The following is an 18,031-nucleotide window of genomic DNA, read 5'->3' on the forward strand; positions in this document are numbered from 1 at the left end:
AAAGTGCATAAAGATTAGAAAAACTCTGAAGATAAGCTGATATATGTTATAAATCTTAGATTGTAAGCTTTAATAACCCTCGTGAAAATATATTATTGAAAATGCGGGGCTAGCCGTCCGGTGGATGCCGGGCGACAATGATCCTTAAGTTTTATTGCTTAGAATTTAGTAAATGGCACAGCATTATACTTATGGGTTATTAGGTCTACTCTATGAATTAAGCCATACTGAAAATATAATATACACTATGATACGGGGTAACTGAAGGAAATTCTGAAGTTTAGTATTATAGGTAAAATTATGTAGATAGTTGCCAATATAGTTTATTAAGTAAAAATCTCTATGAAGAATAAAAACCTTGAAATCTCTCTTTATAGCTTATTTAAACCTAGACTTGAGAGGAAACTTTTCTTGTTATACATCATCGGTACCGTGAGATGCAATTAGAGTTGCATGTTAATTATGCAGTCATCGAGCTATAAATTATGCTATTCCAGATTTAATCAGTTTATACTTATAGACCTTAAAAGTTCAGTAATGCAATATATGTTAACAACACTGTACACCACAAAGTTATTACGTACGTCCTAGTTTGCCCTTAGGATCTGACTAAGTATAACACTACACTTTCTGACATCCAACAGTTTTATATGCATAATTAAACTATTTTGTAGTAGCTATCTCGTTTAATTTTTTATTGAGAATCGTGAAGTAAGTATGTTATAAATCTCCTTAGCGTATTCTTTATATTCTCCTCTTGGGTCAGCTTTTCCGTGTATGATATCGTTCAAATGATTTAGAACTTCATTATGAATTCTTTTAAAATCATCGTCATCTGTAATTAAAACGATCTTATAATATTGATTTGTATATAGTAAAAATATAATAGCCTTAAATATTAGTTGATCTTTTCTACTCGGAGTTTTATTAAATTTGTTTTGTTTTAATCTACTTAAAAATTTACGTATTCCCTCATCTACTAATTGGTTTATGATTAACGATTTTCCCATATCTATAAGCAAGTTAGATAGTGTCAATATTGTGCATGATTGTGAGATTTTCTCCTTTTCAAGGTTTATATAATCAATTAGGTCATCGGTTTTATCTTTTAGAACTAAATGTCTCTTAATCTCCTCAAAGCTCCAATTTGCTATTCGATTATACATGTTAATAAAGAATGATTTAGCCAGAGCTTGCCTTATTCCAGAAGGAGGTATTTGACTACTGTATAAGCTACTCACATTCTCGTAAAGCGAGTCAAAATTCTTCCTTATATTCTCTAAGACTTGCAATTTTTCCTTTATACTCAGATTATCCCAGTCTACTCTCAGATTATTATAAACAACTGTAGAAAAAATTGTGTATGAATCAAGAATTATGGTTACAAATTCGGAAAGGTTTATGTCAAGTACTACACATTGTTCTCTTCCTAAAGATTTAATAAAATCTTCTGTACTTTTACTCTCGTTTAAAACCTTTCTGTAAACCCATTTTAAGATAATATTAGTATCTAAGAAAAAGACTTCCTTTCTAATCATGATTCATCTGCATGGATCTTTAAAAATAGATAATACCCAAGCGAATCCTTTGAAGGCATTGAAACGTTATCAGAAGCAAGCACATATAATAATATACCGCTTAACTCAGATAGGATTGGTAAAACCTCTTTTTTCCTTATATAAATTATTATAGGAATTCCAAAGACCCAAACCAGTAGATTAACCAAACTAAACAATGATTTATAAGGAGAATCTTTAGCTTTAACGTCTGGATCCAGATTAATCTTATTTAATTTTACGTATAAGTTGGTCAGGTAACGCAAATACAGCGAATAATATGTAGTAATCAGGAAATTGGGATTCTCAGAACGAAGAACTTCGTCATAAAACGCGTCCTCATTTTTCTTAAGACCGTCAATAAGTTTTATCAGCCCGTCCAGTACTATTCCTCTATATTCTCCTATTGTAGTATTATTTTCTAAAATAGAGTTATATATTTCTAAGTCCTCGTTAATTTTTCCAATTTCTTCAGATAACTGCTTTATATTTCTCGGATTAAGAAGAAATGCAAACAAATATTCTGAAATATTAAGCAGATCGTCTTCATAGCTCATTAAATAATCTTTCATTTTCTCTACATAGTCTAAAGGAAAATTCCTATTTTTTACTGCATTTATGACACCATAATACTCCTCAAAGGGAAGTGTAAATTGCTCTAGCATTGCTATTTTGTTATACATCTTTCTAATTAAAATATCTTTCTTAATAGAATTGTAGCTCTAGAAAGCAGTCGTAATGATAAGGTGAGGCAACAGGTTATCAGTTAGTTATACATAGAGTGGGGAATAATTTCAGTTATGTCATTCAAAATTCCCTTAAAATCATCTTCTCCTTTTAATTAACAATAAGGATTAAAATCTAATAATCCTTTTTTATCGTCGATCCATTTACTGGTAAGAGGCTGAAGAAGAGAAGTTGTCGAGGCGTTGGTTAAGGTTTTTAACCCCTACCTTATGAAGGGCACTGCTCACGAGGGTAGGGGGATTAAAGTGGTTAAGGTGACCACTAGGTATTTGGACGGTGTACTGCTAGAAAGGGACTCAATTGTCCCACTCAACTTGGTGAAGAAGGTAGATAGGAGGGTAGATGTGTTTCCCTCGACTAGCACCAAAGGGTGAATGTGTATGATCCCTTAAGAGGTGTACCCGTGGTGGATTTAGCTAAAAGTAAGCTACGCCACGGGTAAACACTAGGTATCCAGATTATATCGTGCAACGTTAAGTTAATTAATGAGCAATGCGTTCAAGTTGCAGATTATTTTGCCTCAATATTCTGGAGACATATGGAAAAATCTGATAATACATTTTATAACGAGGTGAAAAGCAAAATTAAAAGGATAATTTACGACACGCAGTAACTAGAGGATTAGTACTTCCCACCTTAAGTCGTTACATTACTCGTTAAGGGAACCTGCACTGTAATAATTCCATTCACGATAATACCTTCTCAGCTTCTTCTAACATCTTCTTCACGTCAGACATCATAACTTTAACAATGTCTAGGTCGAGTTTTCCTTCATGGAATCCCCAAACGTGTAAAACGTATGCGGAGTTCCAACCCACTTTGACCCAATCTCCGAGCTTAGAAGCTAGCCTCCCTGCAGCGTTTGTTAAACTGTATGTATACCACCTATTTTCTTTCAGTGCTTGCTGGTACTCCGGTAGGTTAAACTTTTCAGCCAATGCTTTTACGAGTTCTTCGGCGACCTTGTAAGCCTTCTCAGAGGATTGAACTACGTCGCCCTTAGACAGATAGTCCTCTGCCTCTGAAAGGTACTTCTTAGCCAACTCTAGCCTAGTCTTAATTCCTGCCTGTGGGTCTGCTTTAGATAATGCCGAAAGTATTACGTCTTCAACGTCAATTCCCTTCTCCTCTGCCTTCTTGATTAGTTCTTCCATAATATGTAGTTAGACGGAAGTCCTAAAAACTTTAGGTAATTGTCTTAAATGCCTCTGCCTATGTGCCTACGCGGTTGAAATGAGTCGGATCCGCAGAAAGAGTTTCCTACTTGCTAGCTCGATAAAAGGGTCACAAAGCAGTTATACACATAAGATATAAAAAATGGAAAGGAGAAATTACGCCTATGGAACTGAATGGATATAGCCTAGGAAGCTTTCAGATTTCGACTAACTTTCTACCTAATTTCTTCTTTTCGAATCCATTTCAAATTCTAGTTGATAGTGAATTTGGAAATCTAATAGTTGAATTTCATAGGGACGTTTCAAAGAGCTTTGAGGGAGAAGCTTTCGTAACTATTGGCGTTGACAAGAATGGGAAGATATCTTATATTTCAATAGAGCCTATAGAACCTGAGTTAAAAGAAGGTATCAAGACAATTAAGAGGAAGTGAGATTTTAGTTAAGATGAAAGTACAAGGTAGAGATGAACGAGAAAATGGGATAACTCTTAGAGGAGAAAATATTGGCCTTTAAATACAGAGATAGAATAAGTGCATTTGACCTCATTATATAAAAACTCCATCCACAAAAATTTTAAATTTCTATTAGCTTAAAGTATTTTTATTGCTCAATACTATTCTATCGCATGAAACTAATAATCAGTTACAGAATAGCCGGCTCTACATATAAGGTTACAATTAGTGGCGATAACCCAAAGATATATGAAGAACTCGATAAGGCATTTGACGAAATCTGCAATAAATTCGGCGACCTAGTAAATGAGTACTCGATAACTAAGGTTGTCGAAGAAGTACCTATCGGTAAACTCATAATCACTGGTGTCACCCTTCACTCCTCAGATATTAAGTTCTCTGAAAATGAAAAGATGGACTTCGTAGCAAAGACTATTTTAGGTAAAATTGCAGGCTTATCCGTAGGACATTTAATAGACTCCGTAGTAAGCAGGGAAGAGAAAATTGTAGAAGTGAAGAACCCTTGCGAAAAAAGGAGAGAGGAAATATTTGACCTTATTACAGAGTGGAAAGACTAAGATTCTCGATACTTCGTTCCTTTATTCATTCCTATTAAAAACAAAACTGTTGTACATACTCAAGATAGGAAAGGTTTTTTATTTATTTTAATAGTATAAAATTGATGAGTGAAAAACTTACCAAGGATGACATAATAGCATTATACACTATTTTTATGAGACGATATGTGAAATTTGCCTCAATATACCTCTTCCTAGTAGCTATTGGCCCAATTGCTGATTATATTTCCATGTATCTAAAAAATTTTACTATTAGTATTATTATTGGTGAAGCTAGTATAGGGATAATATCTGTTTATTATATTACTTTACTCCTCAAATCAGCACCACTTATTAAATTAAGCAGATTATTTTTTGGTTCTAAAAATATGTTAATCTATTCTCTACTTAAGGCAATTTTACTTGTAATTTATTTCTTAATTAACACGTTTTTGCCCTATTATAACGTTTTTTTATTCGAGACCATAGCAATGCCGTTAATTCCTATTTTTCTAATATTACCTCCTGGGAGTCCGGCTATAAATAGGTTTAATAGGACTATCTATAAACTTTCCATTATCTATATCCTCTTTTCTCCTATTTACTATTTCTCCGGAATAACTAATTCCTTTTTGATAATTTCTCTGCTTTTAATAGCGGGGGGAATATATATTGCTATTAGACAGGGTTAAAGTTCTCGTGCTTGTGTTCCTTTATATAAAAGGCCCCCTCTCGTTTACCGAATTATTAAATATGATTAACGAAGTGAATGATATTGAAAAAAAGGAGAGAATAACTAAAGGGAATTTGGACTCCCATGTTAGGATACTGTTAAAGGAAGGTCTAGTGGAACGTAGGGAGAGCTTTTATTTTATCACTGGAAAAAGGGTAATTTATAAAATAACTGAAAGGGGAAAGGAGGAATTATTTAATACTATTAAGGAGCTACAATATTTAAGCGAATTGATAAAAAAGGAAAATAAAAAGTAATTCATAATAGATAGAAAGGATCGGAAGTAAATCAAAGCAGTCTATTTCCTAGTGTTGGCTGGTATATTTAGCCTTCCTAGTACTATGGAGTTATTGTAGCTCTTATAAAACAGGCTCAAAAATATTGTATTAATTACCAAGTTTTGGGAGAAAAGTTTAATTTATAGATAATAAAAAAGGATTAAACGGAGTTACTTAATTGGCTACCATTCTATTAGGCTAACTTTCCCTATCTATTTTCGTTAGGCTATAAATTATTGGAATTACACTCACGATTAGATTAATTAAAATACCTAGTATAATTTGTAATAACGATATTGATATATGTGGAGTTGCATTAACACGTATAAGCGAAAGAAACGTATTAATGGAATAATTTTCTACATTTTTTATTGTAAAAAACTCAATTGATACACCAAGATCTAAGTAATAATAACTAAAGTTATGCTCTATTATAAGAGCGAGTGTACCATTATAAAATATAGAGTAAAAGAGAAAATTAAAGACGATACTAATTTTAGGGTTATTAAATAAGGAACCTATTCCAATCATTTGTATATTAATTACTACTAGCATTATGGAGAAAATAACTGAAATTTCCAGCATTTGTAAAGAGGATAGACCTACTAAGTAAAAGTTGATAATCCCGAGTATAACCAGACTAAGCGTTATTGATAAAACGGACATTACAATTATTGCTGACAGTATTTTTGATAATAAGTATCTTTTAATATTGTTCTTAAATAATGATTTTAAGAAAACAATTCTTGAGAAGTTCTTCTCTTCAGATATTACATCAGAAAGGTATAAAGTTAGAATATAAAAGACGTCAGATAATAAAAGAGACTCCACTGCTGGAGGTAAAGCATATTTATCTATTTCATTTGAGGAGACTAGCTTATGATATGTCTCCATATTACTAAATATAAATAATAAATTTAAAGCAATAAAAATTGTTACTATTATATAAAATCTCCTTCTTGAGAATATTACATGCATACTTTCTCTTATCATCATTTCATAATTAGAGGCACTTTAACTTATTAATGGGTAATGAAGTCTGAAAATAAGACCTTCAGTAATTTTTTAGGTACTCGAGGCTAAATTAAATCTCGTGTATTTAGTCTGCGCTGATCCCTTTTTATACCTTTATTTACCGGCTCCATAGCCCGTATATTGATTACTGATATACACCTATAAAATTTGATGATAGGAGGCGTATATACTATATCTAGATTTCGTCTTCACATATTTTAATATTCAACTCTTGACTAAATTTTATCAGCTTTAGAATAATAACATAAGTCGTAAAACCAGACTTTCTTTCATTTTATATTATATCATTTCACAAGTATAAGTAACATGAGGAGTTTTATACTAAAATCTGTATTGTCTTCAAAGAAATTTATAATATTCATATCAATTTATATATTATCCTTTATTTCTCTATATATTTCCTTTAGATATTATACAAATAATATAGATCACGACCAAAGTATAAGCCTAGTTATCCTCATGATGATACCATATGACATTTGGTTTTTTACGTCAATTCTTTTTAGTGCATACAGTTCCATAGTGATTTCGGAAGATATAGGCAAGAAAGAGCATTATATATTCTTAAAGTCAGTATATAGGTCTTCATTCCGTAAATACATATGGTATAAGGCAATAATAGTGTTAACTTTCCTAACAATTTTAGGTACAGTATCTTCGCTACTCCTTTTCAGCGTATCGTCTTCCCCAGTAGAGTCGTTCTGTATAGGCGATTATGAAAGGCTCTCTACATTATTCCTTTTATTATCCATAATACCTGTAGCGTCAACATTAGCCTTCACAACTTTCATTCCAGATGAAAAGGCTGCCCTACTCTTCACTATAGCAATCTATTTTTTCATTAACACGTTTATAGCCGGTTATTATTTAGTAAAATATGCTACAAACGCTTTACCATACGTTTTATTTACTTTACCAATGTATTTACCTACAGCGTTACACAATTGGAATGAAGTGTATGCTCAGACAAAAGTCACATATTATGAGATTTCTGGAGTACCAATTTCTGAACTAAAATTACCTTATGTTAACTATAATGTAATATTAAGTACTTTATTGTTATATTCTATTATATCAATAATTTTCATGGTGATAGGAATAGAAATTAACTTAAGGAGAAAAGTCTGCTAGTAAATTCAATGTCTGCTGGGTTTCCGTTGTTAATAACAATTTTGTTGAATTAGTATAAATTATATAAAAAGTTTAAGTTTATCTAGACTCATCTTCAGATAAATTATGTATATTAAGTTTTTGAACAAATTTCGAGGAAACTAAATTATTCTATCACTCCAATTCTCATTTATAAAGCTCATGTAAGTCGTAAACTCAAACTATATTATATTATTAAGACGTTAAAAGTGAAACTATAAACATGCAGACACATTTAATAGAAATAAAGAACTTGATGGTAAAGAGAGGGGGCATGACGATACTTAAGGACGTTAACATTATTGAAGATAATAACCCCGTCTGCCTAGTAGGTAATAACGGCACTGGTAAAACTACATTACTATTAGCTATAGCCAAAGTGATCCCCACTGATGGAGAGATGAAGTTTGCAGGAAGGGAATTTAGTCAAGAAGAAATAAGCTTCTATGTAGAGGGCATGGATCCCTACGGTCACTTAACCGTAAATGATTACTACAGCCTATTTAAGAATTTGTATAAGACTGATGTAAAGGACATCTTTGGAATTTATGATAAATGGAAAAACACTAGGTTTTCCAAACTCTCTCAAGGAACTAAGAAAAAACTACTTTTAGAACTAATAATTTCACAACCTCATAAGTTATTGCTAATAGATGAACCTTACGCAAATTTAGACGATGAGTCAAAGAAAATACTAACATCTTATATAATGAATGAGACAGAGAAGAGCATTGTAATTCTAACGTCACCATCGAAGGAAATAATTGGCGATGTATGTAGGTCGTCTTACGATGTTGCAAAGTGGAGGGTGTACTGAGGATTAGTTTTCCAGTTAAGCTCTTGCGATTTATTGATAGACAACGTTTTAAAAAAGAAACATCCCACGTAGCTATGAGAGAAAAGTATAATAATAGCAGAAATCGTCAGCGTTAACTGGGGAGTTCTTTAACGCAATTTTTACTACTGACGCTTATCCTAACGCGGGTAGAAAAAGGCATGACAAGTTGAAAATCTCTGAGGTAGAGCTAGTAGCAATATATGCAGTCTTTTTCCCATCTTTCTAAATCCTAGTTTTACTTGGTTGACCTTGGGAAAATAATTCTGGTATATATAAATGTAACAAGCAATGAAACTACAAGGGCATCAAAGCATGCAGGCTATAATTCGGCTTGTCAGTCCCCTTAACTTCAGTAACTACTGATAAGGTCTGATGAAAACTTTACGTTCTGTACTAAGAACTACCGTTTACTGCGTTAGAGTAGCATTCTTAATGTTCTGTGTTGTTCCTTTTCTTCATAACCTCTAACAATTCAAACAATTTTCCTACGACATTCTTACCTTTAGGTGTCGGCTCAATTACAGTAACTATTCCCTTTAACGAAAAAGCCTTCCTGTATTTTATAAGCTCACTATCCGCAAGTATCTGGAGGTTTACGTAAAGCGTATTCTTCTTAAGAGTGCTCTTAGAGGGGCTGTTTTTAATGTCATTAGCTGTCCTCATAGAGTTGGTCTCTCTAATTAAAATAAATACGTTGTATTACGCTTTATACATCCTTTATATACCAATGTTTATAGCTATGACGTCGTACTTCATTTATACCTTGTTATCTTACAGTAATCCTGTAATTGATTACGTAGACTCGTTCTTATCTACAATGATCTTAACTGCATATTCCTATTACGGGCATAGATTACCTATAAGCATTCCAGACTACAATTCTACAGTGTCCATCCCGTATATAACTCTCGGGACTTTAGTGTGGGCTATAGTACTGACAGTTGCTGACATATCCCTGTTAAGAAAGTTGTACTTAAGGCAAGTGGAAGAACAGAGGATGTTCTAACTGCGGGTTATTTAATCTCCTATTACAAGGTAGATACTAGGGACGTGATTTTAGTCCTAATGCTCCTTCTCCACTCTTACTGAAAAATACCAATCAATAATCTCCTTAAGTAACTCGTGGACTTCAACCTTCCTCCTTTCAGACTCTTTCACTACTTCCTCCCATAGTTCGTCATAAGGGAAATAAATGCACTTATATTTATTAGTCCCATTGATTAACTTCTCCAGGTAAATGACGTCATTAATGAATTCGTTGAGGAATTTTTCACCTTCAGTGGTTATCTTATATATTACCTTCCTTTTATTAAGGAAGAATGGGACGTATCTCTTCTCTACTAGCCCCCTTTCCTTCAGTTTTTCCAAGTGGTGTTGTAAGTTGCCCTTGGTAGTTTTAATCCCTAACCTTTCCAACTCTTTTTGTAAGTCAGTAAAAGACATTTCATCAGACACGTAAAGGAGCGTTAGAGTATAAATATAGAGTTTATCCTCTAATATCAAATTTTCATCACCACTAGGTCAACAAGGTACGCAATAGAGGCTAAGATATAGAAGTACCCAGGTTCGTAAAATATGATTATGGAAAATAAGACGCTTATTACTGTCGTAAGTAAGACCTTTTCTTTATCTATTATCCTATCGTCTACCCTATGATAGAAATACAGAAGGAGGCTTATCATGACTGGAATTAAATACGGTAACTTGTAGATGATTGTCAATGCAAGGATTATATTAAAGGCTAAGACTGAGAGGTTGACGAATTTAAACTTCCTCCTTACTTTCTCTAACTCCTCCCTTTCAGTTAGTTTTACTAACCTTAGATAACTTTTATGGAGTTTCATCGACTTCCTTATCTCGTAAGCTATGAAGACGTAAAGAATAAATGTAGAGAAATAAAGGTAGGGACTTAACTTTAACGTCGATATTAGGTAAACGCTTAGATATGCAATAGGTGTCGTAAGTATAATGAGCTCTACGATGTTTCTCATCTTTTCTATTAATTCAGACTTAATATTTTCCATGAACGAGTTCAAAGAAGTCTGATTACTCATCTTCATAAGTTTATATTTTATACTCAAAAACTTAGAGGAAGTTTGTATTGTAAACCTTCATGAATTTTATTATAGATACTGAAGGTAAGATAATGCGATATATGTAGAGACGCTGTATGTGATTCCTACTGTTCCACAGTTACCTTAGTTTTGAAGGCTAAGTATAACTAGATGGCATGATACACTTAATTAAGTTTGTATCACATACTTTATCTCCATTTTAAAAGTCCTAGGTATATTATTAACTTGATGATACAAGTAAACATACCAGAATTAAAGAGAGGGGATAAACTAGTCCTCAAGAACGTCACTTTTTCTTCCAAGTCAAGAGTTACATGTATAAAGGGGAGAAACGGTAGCGGTAAGACATCTTTATTACTAGCCTTAGCAAGTTTAATTTACCATAAAGGCAAAGTCGTTGCTGACCCAGAAATTAAGAACCCTGGAATTTACGTAGAAGACGAGGAATTTTACGGTCATATAACGGCTAAAGATTTTCTCAAGATAATTAGCTGGTTTAAAGGTGAGGCAAATGACGTCTTTAAGATAGATTATAATGGCAAAATAAAGGACCTTTCGACGGGACAGAGGAAGAAATTGTATCTTACACTTGCGCTTTCAGGCGACTGGCTCTTCCTAGACGAACCGTTCGCAAACCTGGATGAAAAAAGTGTCAAAGTGCTAAGGGATTACTTGAAAAACATTGGTAACCCTGTCATTTTAACTACTCAAACCCAAGACGAACTCTGTGGTGAGTACGTAAATGTTGAGGAGTTCTCTCCTTAAACTGTTCTTCTTTACGACTGTAAGGAAGAAGAGGTTTTTGTGGATTTTAGTAGCCTTTATCGCACTTTCAGCTACGATTGCTTACTTGGACTATCACTCATTTAAGGTCGGGTTAGATTGCGTACCTTATGAGGACATGATTTATGACACATTTAACTTTACAGTAATTGCGTCAATAATATTTGCAGGAGATCTGATAAGTGAGGACTTCGGTTCAAACGTTAAATACATCCTTTTACAGTTCGGTGACAGGGGTAGTGTAGCCTTTTCCAAGTTCTTGATATCACTCTTTACAGTTAGTCTGATAGGCTACTTAATACCGGTAATAAGTAACTTAGTAGCAATCTCTGCATACAAGGGTTTACCAAACTTAGAGTACGTGGGAATACTTTACTTATACGTAATCGCGTATACTTCGCTCAATTCTTTAGTGAGCTCATTGCTTTACGATAAAGGGAGTAAGATAACCCTCATGACTAATATAATCTTGTGGGAAATAGTATACTTCGTTTACAGCAGTTTATTACAGAGCTCTGGGATAAAAGGATATTATTATACTTCATTGCCCTTGTTAGCTGAAGGTCTCTATAAGTATTATTATAGCACTACTGTAGGGTTTACCACAGTTAAACCGAGCTTGGAATACGCAGTCCTAGTACCAATTTTTGTCAGCGTTATTACTATTGCTTTAACGTACATAAGGGTTAGGAGTATTAGAATATAAATAGGACTACCGGCAAACCGCAACATAGAATGGACTATGATATTCTCTCAAGTTATAGATTTTTTGAAATTTAGAAACTACCTAGTTGAAAATCTTTAAGCTACGGTAAAGTAGAATGTAACTGCTACGTTTGTTAGTAGTTCAAGACTACGAACTTTCCTACCACTATAAAAAGCGGTGAGAGAATTAAGGCATATGAAATTACCTCTAATCTTAACAAAAAGGCTGTTATTAAACCCTTACGCAATAGGTTGGGGAATAGCTTTCATGTACTTCTGGATAGCAATGGGTGCGTTTATAGAATCTTCTAGCGTTCCTAAATCCAGGGCGGTATACTACACTGCCGGCTGGTACGGCGTAATAGTGCTTTTATCGACTTCAACCTTCGCAACTTCAATAGCAATAATGATATATTATCAGTCTGGAGGACTGTCTTTCCTTACTAGGTTCTCAAAGTTGACTCCTAAATACTATTTACTATCCCTCTATTTTGTCATGATAGTAACTACAATTATAGTGAGCGCACTAATGGCGGTAGGAGTTATTTCGTTCTTCTCATACCACTTCGGAGAAACCATAGAGCCTAAAAACTGGGGGTTGTTTATCCTGGACATGATACTGTCAGGAATATTTTACTTACCCTTGGCATTACTCTTAGAGGAACTCACAGTGGTGACTTCAAGGAAACTGAGTAGTGCAATATCATTCATTCCTTTAGTTTTTGCCTACCTCTTTGGCTTTTCATACCTAAACATAAACTTAGGTAACGTAGTATACTACAGTCCTTTCATTTCAATCCAAGTTATAGGCATGCAGAGCTTCTTTTCTAAACCAATCCCGCTGAACTACAGCGACGTTCACGGACCTACCCTTAACGTAGATTACTCAATAATTTCCGTCGTAGTATGGTCGATAGTACTCTCAGTAGCCTCCATGCTCTTGTTCAGGAGGTTATACTATAAGAGCCTAGAGGAGGGGAGGATATTATGATAGAACTAAACGACGTCCGCGTATATTACGATAGGAAAGAGACAATAAAAGGAGTAAACGCTAAGGTAGACGGAGAAAAAGTACTATTACTGGGGCCAAACGGTTCCGGCAAGACGACGCTGTTGAGTGCAATTGCCGGGATTATCCCTTACAAGGGGAGCATAAGGATTGACGGGGTGGAAGTTAGAGACGTGAAGAACTATAACACAGTAGCTACTAACTTGCCACAAGCGTTTTCCATGGGCGTAACTATAGACGACATAATAGAGATCTACGAGGAAATTAAAGGGCTCAAGATAGACGTTAAAGCAGAACTTGAGAAGCTCGGGATAAAGACTAACAAGAGGGTTTACCAGCTCTCAGCAGGGCAGAGCGTTTTAGTTAGGACTTTAATAGCTTTAGCTACAGACCCTAAGGTCATACTTGTAGACGAACCTTTCGAGAACGTTGACGTGGCAAAGAGGAGAGCGGTAGTAAATTGGCTTAAGGAATACGGGAAGGAGGGGATAATAGTTACCCACGAGGTGGACATTGCAAAGCTCTTTAAGAACCATAAGGCTTACATTATAGTGGAGGGGAAGTTGTTCGGTCCAATAACTGTGGAAGACTTGCTTTCGTCTTCAGTAGTAGTAGGAGAAGACCCGTCGGCTTTACTTACCTTAGAAATTAACGGTAAGAAGGTCTCTCTAGTAAAGGGAGATAAAGGGTATAAAATGGACGCAATAGGTAACCTGGAGAGGTTATATAACCTCATGGAGGTATAAAAATGGAAAAAGACCTCATAGAGGAGTCTAGGAAGATAGCGGAGAAGATAATAAAATCACAGTTCAGGCTAACTTTGGCTAAATATTACCTACTCTGGGCTACTTTCCCCTTAATCCTTTACTTGTTATTTTACTTTAATACAGCGTATCCCTTCCTTAATTACCCTATTGCAGTAATAGGGTATTTGTATTACACTTTCAAGATCTTTTCAGACCTCTCAAAGACTGTTAGGAGGATAGAAGGAGCTAGAAAACCTAAAATGAATAAAAAGTTTGTTATTATTTATAACTCAATATGGGCAATTGCAACAGCTCTAGTGATTATTGGCTCTGATTTTGATCATCCTTACTTAGTTTTAGTAGGTGCGGTCTTATTTGGTGGCAATTATGCATGGTTTATATACTTATTGTTGAAGAAAAACACGCGAGATCTCCACTACTATGATTCTATTGCGTTCATAGCGTTTATTGGAATGTTAATAAGCATAGGGATTTGTGTTTCTTTAAACATACCAGTTTTTAGGATAACGTGGGTTCCTTATACGCTAGCTTGGATTTACGCCTCTTACGCTTCTTACATGGAGGTAATAGAAGGTGAGTGATGACCTAAAGAAGCTAATGGAGATACTTAACGACCCCGCACTTAACAACTCGATGAGATTGGGGATTCTGCTAGCACTTTACGGTTTGGAGTCGATAAATTTCTCCCAGCTATTAAAGATCTTAAATATCCCAAAGAGCTCTCTTTACACTCACTTACAAGTCTTGGAAGAGGGAGGTTACATAAAGATGACAAAAAAGCTTACCCCATTGGGCCCTAGGACTTTTATAGAGATAACTGACAAAGGAAAAGAAGTAATGAGACAGTATTCAATTCTTGTAAATAAAATGTCTGAGAAAAAGTGAGAAAAATTTGGAAAGAGAGCTATGCCATTTTTAGAATCCTCTCCTAGTTTTTCTCAAGTTCGTCACACGGATTAAAAGTGAGATTTAGTAAAATAGTTGATCATTCACAAGACACTTATACGGAAACGCTTTTATACAATGCATGCATATATACATATATGCCAAAAGTCATAACCATCTCTGACGAAGTATATGAGAAACTGTCAAAGCTTAAGAGTAATAAGTCGTTTAGTCAGATTATAAACGAATTAATTGAATATTATAACGAGACTAGGAAGGGAAGAGTAGAGGCCTTGGACATGATATTTGGAATAATTAGCGAAGAAGAGGCTAAAGAGCTAGAGAAGGAAGTGGAGGAATTTAGGAAGAACTTCAAAGTGAGGGAAACATGGTAGTACTTGATTCCAATATAATAATTAGGATAATGAGAGGAGATAAAGGTCTGCTGGACTTTATAAAAGATAATTTTGATGCCATTTCAACCACTGTAATCAACGTTTACGAAATTATGAGGGGGACTTACACTAATACCTTGTTAAAGGAATTTTTCGACCATATAGTCATTTACCCGCTAAGCATAGACGCTGTAAAAATCGCTTCAGATTTATATAAAACTTTGAAGAAAAGCGGTAAAATTAAGAGCGATTCTGACATACTAATAGCGTCAATTGTTAAGGCTAATAACGAAGTATTATTAACTAAAGATAAAGATTTTGAAGATATTAAGGCCTTGGGAGTAAATATAGAGATAATTCAGTAAATAAATTTAAAACAAGGAAAACCTTTAGCTCCTCTACTTATCCACCAACCTTATCGGCACTCTATTTATCCTCCTCTTTATTGCATCCTCAACAGCACTAGTAACTGCAGCTGCAGCAATTCCTACCGGGATTTCACCTATTCCCTTCTCACCGAAAGGAGTATAAGGAGAAGGAGTAGGGACTAGGTTAACCTCAAATTCCGGCATTTGGTCAGCTGTAGGTAAGCCGTAGTCTGAAAGGCTTAGAGTGAGGAGTTGACCGTTCTCGTAAATGTAATTTTCGTAAAGAGCTACGGAAACGCCTATTGCAGAACCCCCTATCACCTGTTCCTTAACAACCTCCTCGTCTAGAGGAGTCCCGGGGTCTAGGTAAACTACCAACTTCACCGGCTTTATTAACCCGGTCTCCTCATCTACCTTAACTACTGCGATGTCACAAGCAAATGGGTAAGCAATAAACCTGGTTTTACCCTGTTGAGAGTAAACGTGAGAAACTTCTTCCCCATCCAAGGAGGTTATTGGAATCCTCTCCTCTCCCCTCACGAGGTAGCCGTCCTTGTATTCAGCATTATACTTCCTCCTCAGCTTACTTGTAAGCTCCTCAACTGCACCTTTAATAGCTCCAGCTAAAAACACAGCCATCCTACTACCTCCGGGACCGAAGCTTGAAGGGGACTCGTCACTGCTGACCATCTCAACTTCAACGTCCTCCACAGGGATCTTCAAGAGTCTTGATACCAATACCTTACCTACATGCTCATTACCCTGACCTTCCGGACCGTAACCTATGCCCAAAACCACTTTACCCTTCTTTATAGACAGCTTTACTCCTTCCTGTCCAGAAGGAGTACTAGGGTCTGTAGAACAAGCCAGCCCAACTCCGTATCCTTTCTCTCTGAGGCTCCAGATGTCCTTTCTGGATAAAGCTAACTCTAGAAGACCCTTAGGGTTTCCTGAATCGTAATGTGCATAAGGAGAATCGTATGGAAATGAATCTATTAAGTTCTTCCTCCTTACCTCGAGCCTTTCCATCTTAAGTTCATCAGCTATTGCGTCAATAGTCCTCTCCAAAGCCCAAGTATGAGGAGGAGTACCTGCACCTCTAAAAGCACCGGGAGGATTTTTATTAGTAGCTACTAAGCTTACGTCATACCTTATGTTCTTAACCTTATAAGGGCCTGCTAGGATGCCCGTTGGCTTAAAAGCCTGCCCGTTGTATAGGGAAGCACCTATGTCCTCCCAGACCTTAAAGTCTAAACCGGTGATCGTCCCGTCCCTCTTAAAGTAAGCAGTTACCTTAAACTTCCTCTCTGGACCGGAGGAATTTGAGGCCATTAAGTGTTCCGTCCTAGTCTCTATCCACTTAATTGGGACGTGGAACTTAAGTGAAGCTAAACCTAGGATTATTGCATACTTAGTTACGGAGAACTTTGAGCCGAAACTCCCACCGTGCCTAGTTGGTATAACCCTCACTTTAAAGTACTTTGAAATCTCACTGCTCTGGAACTGAGGCGCTTGAACGTTGGAGATAATAGTTACCTCCTCACTTGGCGTAGCAATTACCCCGAAAGTCTCTATAGGGTTACCGGAAGACCTGCTCCAGTATAGGTTTAGTTCTATCCTCTCGTCATCTCTTGGCATTTCACCGTACTCAAAAGCCTTCTTATAAACTTCGTTAGTGTGCAACTCCTCGAACACTAGAACCTCGTTTTTCAGTGCCTCGTCTACGTTATTCACTGCAGGCAAAGGTTCGTAATCTACTGTCACTTCCTCTGCTAAGTCTGTCGCCTCGTAAGGGCCTTTCGCAATAACTAAGGCTATCGGTTCTCCAACGTACCTTACTTTCTTAAACGCTAAGAGGGATGTGGAGGAACTGCCTTCCTGTTCTTCCTTTCCACTAAGGCTAGGCATTGAGCGTAGGTCTTCTGCAGTAAAAACTAATGCTCCTTTTCTCCTTGCACCTTCTACGTCTACCTTCTTTATAAATGCATGGGGGTATTGACTCCTCACGAATACTCCGTAATAACCTGAGAACGGGATATCGTCTACGTAATTCCCCTTTCCTTTAATTACATCCTCTAAATCTAACCTTCTCATAGGTTAGTTTCATACCATACATAATTAAGCTTTGCTAGAAACGAGCTCATCTATAAATATCACGCTAAGGTCTCTCTTGAACGGTTCTATCTCTTTTTCTCTTCTGAATACTGATGGCACCCCTAAAACTTTACTTGTTGCAATACAGCATGTAATGTAATTATAACCAATTGTTTTAGTTTGAAACTTTACTTGTTGCAATACTGCACGCATCTGCTAAGGATATTAGGTATTTACACTTCTCCTTTAACTGCAGAAAAATGGAAGAAAGTAAAATAGCCAAATCGACTTCTTTATCTTTTTCCTCATTGTTCTTTCTACATTAATTTCCTCTAAATTCATTTATAAGAACCTCGTATAGGTTAGCCTCTAAAACTTCTCAATCCTTTTAGCTTCTTCACTTCCTGAAAGTGACTACTCCAGAATTAAA

Annotated in this window: 23 protein-coding genes and 1 pseudogene; 16 read left to right on the forward strand and 8 right to left on the reverse strand. The window is 35.6% G+C overall.

Features of this window, described 5'->3' with window-relative positions:
• Positions 1–686: 686 nt before the first annotated feature.
• Complete coding sequence (locus HS5_RS03030) at positions 687–1,538, reverse strand: hypothetical protein (protein WP_236752627.1); 852 nt, start codon at positions 1,536–1,538, stop codon at positions 687–689.
• Positions 1,535–2,239, reverse strand: a complete 705-nt coding sequence (locus tag HS5_RS03035) for a hypothetical protein (RefSeq protein ID WP_236752628.1) — start codon at positions 2,237–2,239, stop codon at positions 1,535–1,537. The genes HS5_RS03030 and HS5_RS03035 overlap by 4 nt, the downstream gene beginning before the upstream one ends.
• A 225-nt stretch (positions 2,240–2,464) precedes the next feature.
• Between HS5_RS03035 and HS5_RS14575 the strand changes: the two are divergent.
• Positions 2,465–2,745 (forward strand): annotated as a pseudogene (locus HS5_RS14575) (IS200/IS605 family accessory protein TnpB-related protein); the annotation flags it as partial.
• A 244-nt stretch (positions 2,746–2,989) separates the two neighbouring features.
• On the opposite strand, the gene HS5_RS03040 reads toward HS5_RS14575, so the two are convergent.
• Positions 2,990–3,457, reverse strand: a complete 468-nt coding sequence (locus HS5_RS03040) for a PaREP1 family protein (protein WP_236752629.1) — start codon at positions 3,455–3,457, stop codon at positions 2,990–2,992.
• A gap of 185 nt (positions 3,458–3,642) precedes the next feature.
• Between HS5_RS03040 and HS5_RS03045 the strand changes: the two genes are divergently transcribed.
• From HS5_RS03045 to HS5_RS03060, 4 genes are all read left to right on the forward strand, one after another.
• The gene (locus tag HS5_RS03045) at positions 3,643–3,909 is read left to right on the forward strand and encodes a hypothetical protein (protein ID WP_236752631.1); all 267 of its coding nucleotides are present in this window, start codon (positions 3,643–3,645) and stop codon (positions 3,907–3,909) included.
• Positions 3,910–4,103: 194 nt separating this feature from the next.
• A complete protein-coding gene (locus HS5_RS03050) occupies positions 4,104–4,508 on the forward strand; it encodes a VapB-like antitoxin (protein WP_236752632.1) in 405 nt (134 codons plus the stop codon).
• A gap of 104 nt (positions 4,509–4,612) precedes the next feature.
• Entirely contained in the window at positions 4,613–5,179 is a 567-nt protein-coding gene (locus HS5_RS03055) for a hypothetical protein (RefSeq protein ID WP_236752633.1), read from the forward strand.
• Positions 5,160–5,477 (forward strand): winged helix-turn-helix domain-containing protein, encoded by a 318-nt coding sequence (locus tag HS5_RS03060; RefSeq protein WP_236752634.1) that lies wholly within the window; start codon positions 5,160–5,162, stop codon positions 5,475–5,477. Before HS5_RS03055 ends, HS5_RS03060 begins: the two co-directional genes overlap by 20 nt.
• 219 nt (positions 5,478–5,696) lie before the next feature.
• On the opposite strand, the gene HS5_RS03065 is transcribed toward HS5_RS03060, so the two are convergent.
• On the reverse strand, positions 5,697–6,392 hold the full coding sequence (locus tag HS5_RS03065; RefSeq protein WP_236752635.1) for a hypothetical protein: 696 nt from the start codon (positions 6,390–6,392) through the stop codon (positions 5,697–5,699).
• Between the two features lie 600 nt (positions 6,393–6,992).
• Here HS5_RS03065 and HS5_RS03070 point away from each other — a divergent pair.
• A complete protein-coding gene (locus tag HS5_RS03070) occupies positions 6,993–7,664 on the forward strand; it encodes a hypothetical protein (RefSeq protein WP_236752636.1) in 672 nt (223 codons plus the stop codon).
• 241 nt (positions 7,665–7,905) lie between these two features.
• On the forward strand, positions 7,906–8,499 hold the full coding sequence (locus HS5_RS03075) for an ATP-binding cassette domain-containing protein (protein ID WP_236752638.1): 594 nt from the start codon (positions 7,906–7,908) through the stop codon (positions 8,497–8,499).
• A 450-nt stretch (positions 8,500–8,949) separates the two neighbouring features.
• Here HS5_RS03075 and HS5_RS03080 read toward each other — a convergent pair whose 3' ends face one another.
• Positions 8,950–9,183, reverse strand: coding sequence for a hypothetical protein (locus tag HS5_RS03080; RefSeq protein ID WP_236752639.1), 234 nt, complete (start codon positions 9,181–9,183; stop codon positions 8,950–8,952).
• Here HS5_RS03080 and HS5_RS03085 point away from each other — a divergent pair.
• On the forward strand, positions 9,164–9,526 hold the full coding sequence (locus HS5_RS03085; RefSeq protein WP_236752641.1) for a hypothetical protein: 363 nt from the start codon (positions 9,164–9,166) through the stop codon (positions 9,524–9,526). The genes HS5_RS03080 and HS5_RS03085 overlap by 20 nt on opposite strands.
• Positions 9,527–9,582: 56 nt before the next feature.
• Here the strand turns inward: HS5_RS03085 and HS5_RS03090 are convergent, their stop codons facing one another.
• Together HS5_RS03090 and HS5_RS03095 are read right to left on the reverse strand one after the other, a co-directional pair.
• Positions 9,583–10,023, reverse strand: a complete 441-nt coding sequence (locus tag HS5_RS03090) for a helix-turn-helix domain-containing protein (RefSeq protein WP_236752642.1) — start codon at positions 10,021–10,023, stop codon at positions 9,583–9,585.
• Positions 10,020–10,574 (reverse strand): hypothetical protein, encoded by a 555-nt coding sequence (locus HS5_RS03095; protein ID WP_236752644.1) that lies wholly within the window; start codon positions 10,572–10,574, stop codon positions 10,020–10,022. Before HS5_RS03095 ends, HS5_RS03090 begins: the two co-directional genes overlap by 4 nt.
• 249 nt (positions 10,575–10,823) lie before the next feature.
• Here HS5_RS03095 and HS5_RS03100 point away from each other — a divergent pair, with 249 nt between their 5' ends.
• The 8 genes from HS5_RS03100 (at position 10,824) to HS5_RS03135 (ending at position 15,504) form a co-directional block, all read left to right on the forward strand.
• A complete protein-coding gene (locus tag HS5_RS03100) occupies positions 10,824–11,360 on the forward strand; it encodes an ATP-binding cassette domain-containing protein (protein WP_236752645.1) in 537 nt (178 codons plus the stop codon).
• Positions 11,338–12,084, forward strand: coding sequence for a hypothetical protein (locus HS5_RS03105; RefSeq protein ID WP_236752646.1), 747 nt, complete (start codon positions 11,338–11,340; stop codon positions 12,082–12,084). The genes HS5_RS03100 and HS5_RS03105 overlap by 23 nt, the downstream gene beginning before the upstream one ends.
• 195 nt (positions 12,085–12,279) lie before the next feature.
• On the forward strand, positions 12,280–13,074 hold the full coding sequence (locus tag HS5_RS03110; protein WP_236752647.1) for a hypothetical protein: 795 nt from the start codon (positions 12,280–12,282) through the stop codon (positions 13,072–13,074).
• Complete coding sequence (locus HS5_RS03115) at positions 13,071–13,838, forward strand: ATP-binding cassette domain-containing protein (protein ID WP_236752648.1); 768 nt, start codon at positions 13,071–13,073, stop codon at positions 13,836–13,838. The genes HS5_RS03110 and HS5_RS03115 overlap by 4 nt, the downstream gene beginning before the upstream one ends.
• Before the next feature lie 2 nt (positions 13,839–13,840).
• A complete protein-coding gene (locus HS5_RS03120) occupies positions 13,841–14,440 on the forward strand; it encodes a hypothetical protein (protein ID WP_236752649.1) in 600 nt (199 codons plus the stop codon).
• Positions 14,433–14,744, forward strand: a complete 312-nt coding sequence (locus tag HS5_RS03125; protein WP_236752650.1) for a transcriptional regulator — start codon at positions 14,433–14,435, stop codon at positions 14,742–14,744. The genes HS5_RS03120 and HS5_RS03125 overlap by 8 nt, the downstream gene beginning before the upstream one ends.
• A 158-nt stretch (positions 14,745–14,902) precedes the next feature.
• Positions 14,903–15,139, forward strand: a complete 237-nt coding sequence (locus HS5_RS03130; RefSeq protein WP_236752651.1) for an antitoxin VapB family protein — start codon at positions 14,903–14,905, stop codon at positions 15,137–15,139.
• Positions 15,133–15,504, forward strand: a complete 372-nt coding sequence (locus HS5_RS03135; protein ID WP_236752652.1) for a type II toxin-antitoxin system VapC family toxin — start codon at positions 15,133–15,135, stop codon at positions 15,502–15,504. Before HS5_RS03130 ends, HS5_RS03135 begins: the two co-directional genes overlap by 7 nt.
• Before the next feature lie 33 nt (positions 15,505–15,537).
• On the opposite strand, the gene HS5_RS03140 is transcribed toward HS5_RS03135, so the two are convergent.
• Positions 15,538–17,601, reverse strand: a complete 2,064-nt coding sequence (locus tag HS5_RS03140; RefSeq protein ID WP_236752653.1) for a xanthine dehydrogenase family protein molybdopterin-binding subunit — start codon at positions 17,599–17,601, stop codon at positions 15,538–15,540.
• Between the last annotated feature and the right edge of the window lie 430 nt (positions 17,602–18,031).

It is taken from the genome of Acidianus sp. HS-5 (genome assembly GCF_021655615.1).
Lineage (GTDB): Archaea > Thermoproteota > Thermoprotei_A > Sulfolobales > Sulfolobaceae > Acidianus.

Bases quoted from the DNA above. Each gene is read 5' to 3' on its own strand.
- HS5_RS03030 (WP_236752627.1), bottom strand. From the start codon at position 1,538: ATGATTAGAAAGGAAGTCTTTTTCTTAGATACTAATATTATCTTAAAA.
- HS5_RS03035 (WP_236752628.1), bottom strand. From the start codon at position 2,239: ATGTATAACAAAATAGCAATGCTAGAGCAATTTACACTTCCCTTTGAG.
- HS5_RS03040 (WP_236752629.1), bottom strand. From the start codon at position 3,457: ATGGAAGAACTAATCAAGAAGGCAGAGGAGAAGGGAATTGACGTTGAA.
- HS5_RS03045 (WP_236752631.1), top strand. From the start codon at position 3,643: ATGGAACTGAATGGATATAGCCTAGGAAGCTTTCAGATTTCGACTAAC.
- HS5_RS03050 (WP_236752632.1), top strand. From the start codon at position 4,104: ATGAAACTAATAATCAGTTACAGAATAGCCGGCTCTACATATAAGGTT.
- HS5_RS03055 (WP_236752633.1), top strand. From the start codon at position 4,613: ATGAGTGAAAAACTTACCAAGGATGACATAATAGCATTATACACTATT.
- HS5_RS03065 (WP_236752635.1), bottom strand. From the start codon at position 6,392: ATGGAGACATATCATAAGCTAGTCTCCTCAAATGAAATAGATAAATAT.
- HS5_RS03070 (WP_236752636.1), top strand. From the start codon at position 6,993: ATGATGATACCATATGACATTTGGTTTTTTACGTCAATTCTTTTTAGT.
- HS5_RS03075 (WP_236752638.1), top strand. From the start codon at position 7,906: ATGCAGACACATTTAATAGAAATAAAGAACTTGATGGTAAAGAGAGGG.
- HS5_RS03085 (WP_236752641.1), top strand. From the start codon at position 9,164: ATGTCATTAGCTGTCCTCATAGAGTTGGTCTCTCTAATTAAAATAAAT.
- HS5_RS03080 (WP_236752639.1), bottom strand. From the start codon at position 9,183: ATGAGGACAGCTAATGACATTAAAAACAGCCCCTCTAAGAGCACTCTT.
- HS5_RS03095 (WP_236752644.1), bottom strand. From the start codon at position 10,574: ATGAGTAATCAGACTTCTTTGAACTCGTTCATGGAAAATATTAAGTCT.
- HS5_RS03100 (WP_236752645.1), top strand. From the start codon at position 10,824: ATGATACAAGTAAACATACCAGAATTAAAGAGAGGGGATAAACTAGTC.
- HS5_RS03105 (WP_236752646.1), top strand. From the start codon at position 11,338: ATGTTGAGGAGTTCTCTCCTTAAACTGTTCTTCTTTACGACTGTAAGG.
- HS5_RS03110 (WP_236752647.1), top strand. From the start codon at position 12,280: ATGAAATTACCTCTAATCTTAACAAAAAGGCTGTTATTAAACCCTTAC.
- HS5_RS03115 (WP_236752648.1), top strand. From the start codon at position 13,071: ATGATAGAACTAAACGACGTCCGCGTATATTACGATAGGAAAGAGACA.
- HS5_RS03120 (WP_236752649.1), top strand. From the start codon at position 13,841: ATGGAAAAAGACCTCATAGAGGAGTCTAGGAAGATAGCGGAGAAGATA.
- HS5_RS03130 (WP_236752651.1), top strand. From the start codon at position 14,903: ATGCCAAAAGTCATAACCATCTCTGACGAAGTATATGAGAAACTGTCA.
- HS5_RS03135 (WP_236752652.1), top strand. From the start codon at position 15,133: ATGGTAGTACTTGATTCCAATATAATAATTAGGATAATGAGAGGAGAT.
- HS5_RS03140 (WP_236752653.1), bottom strand. From the start codon at position 17,601: ATGAGAAGGTTAGATTTAGAGGATGTAATTAAAGGAAAGGGGAATTAC.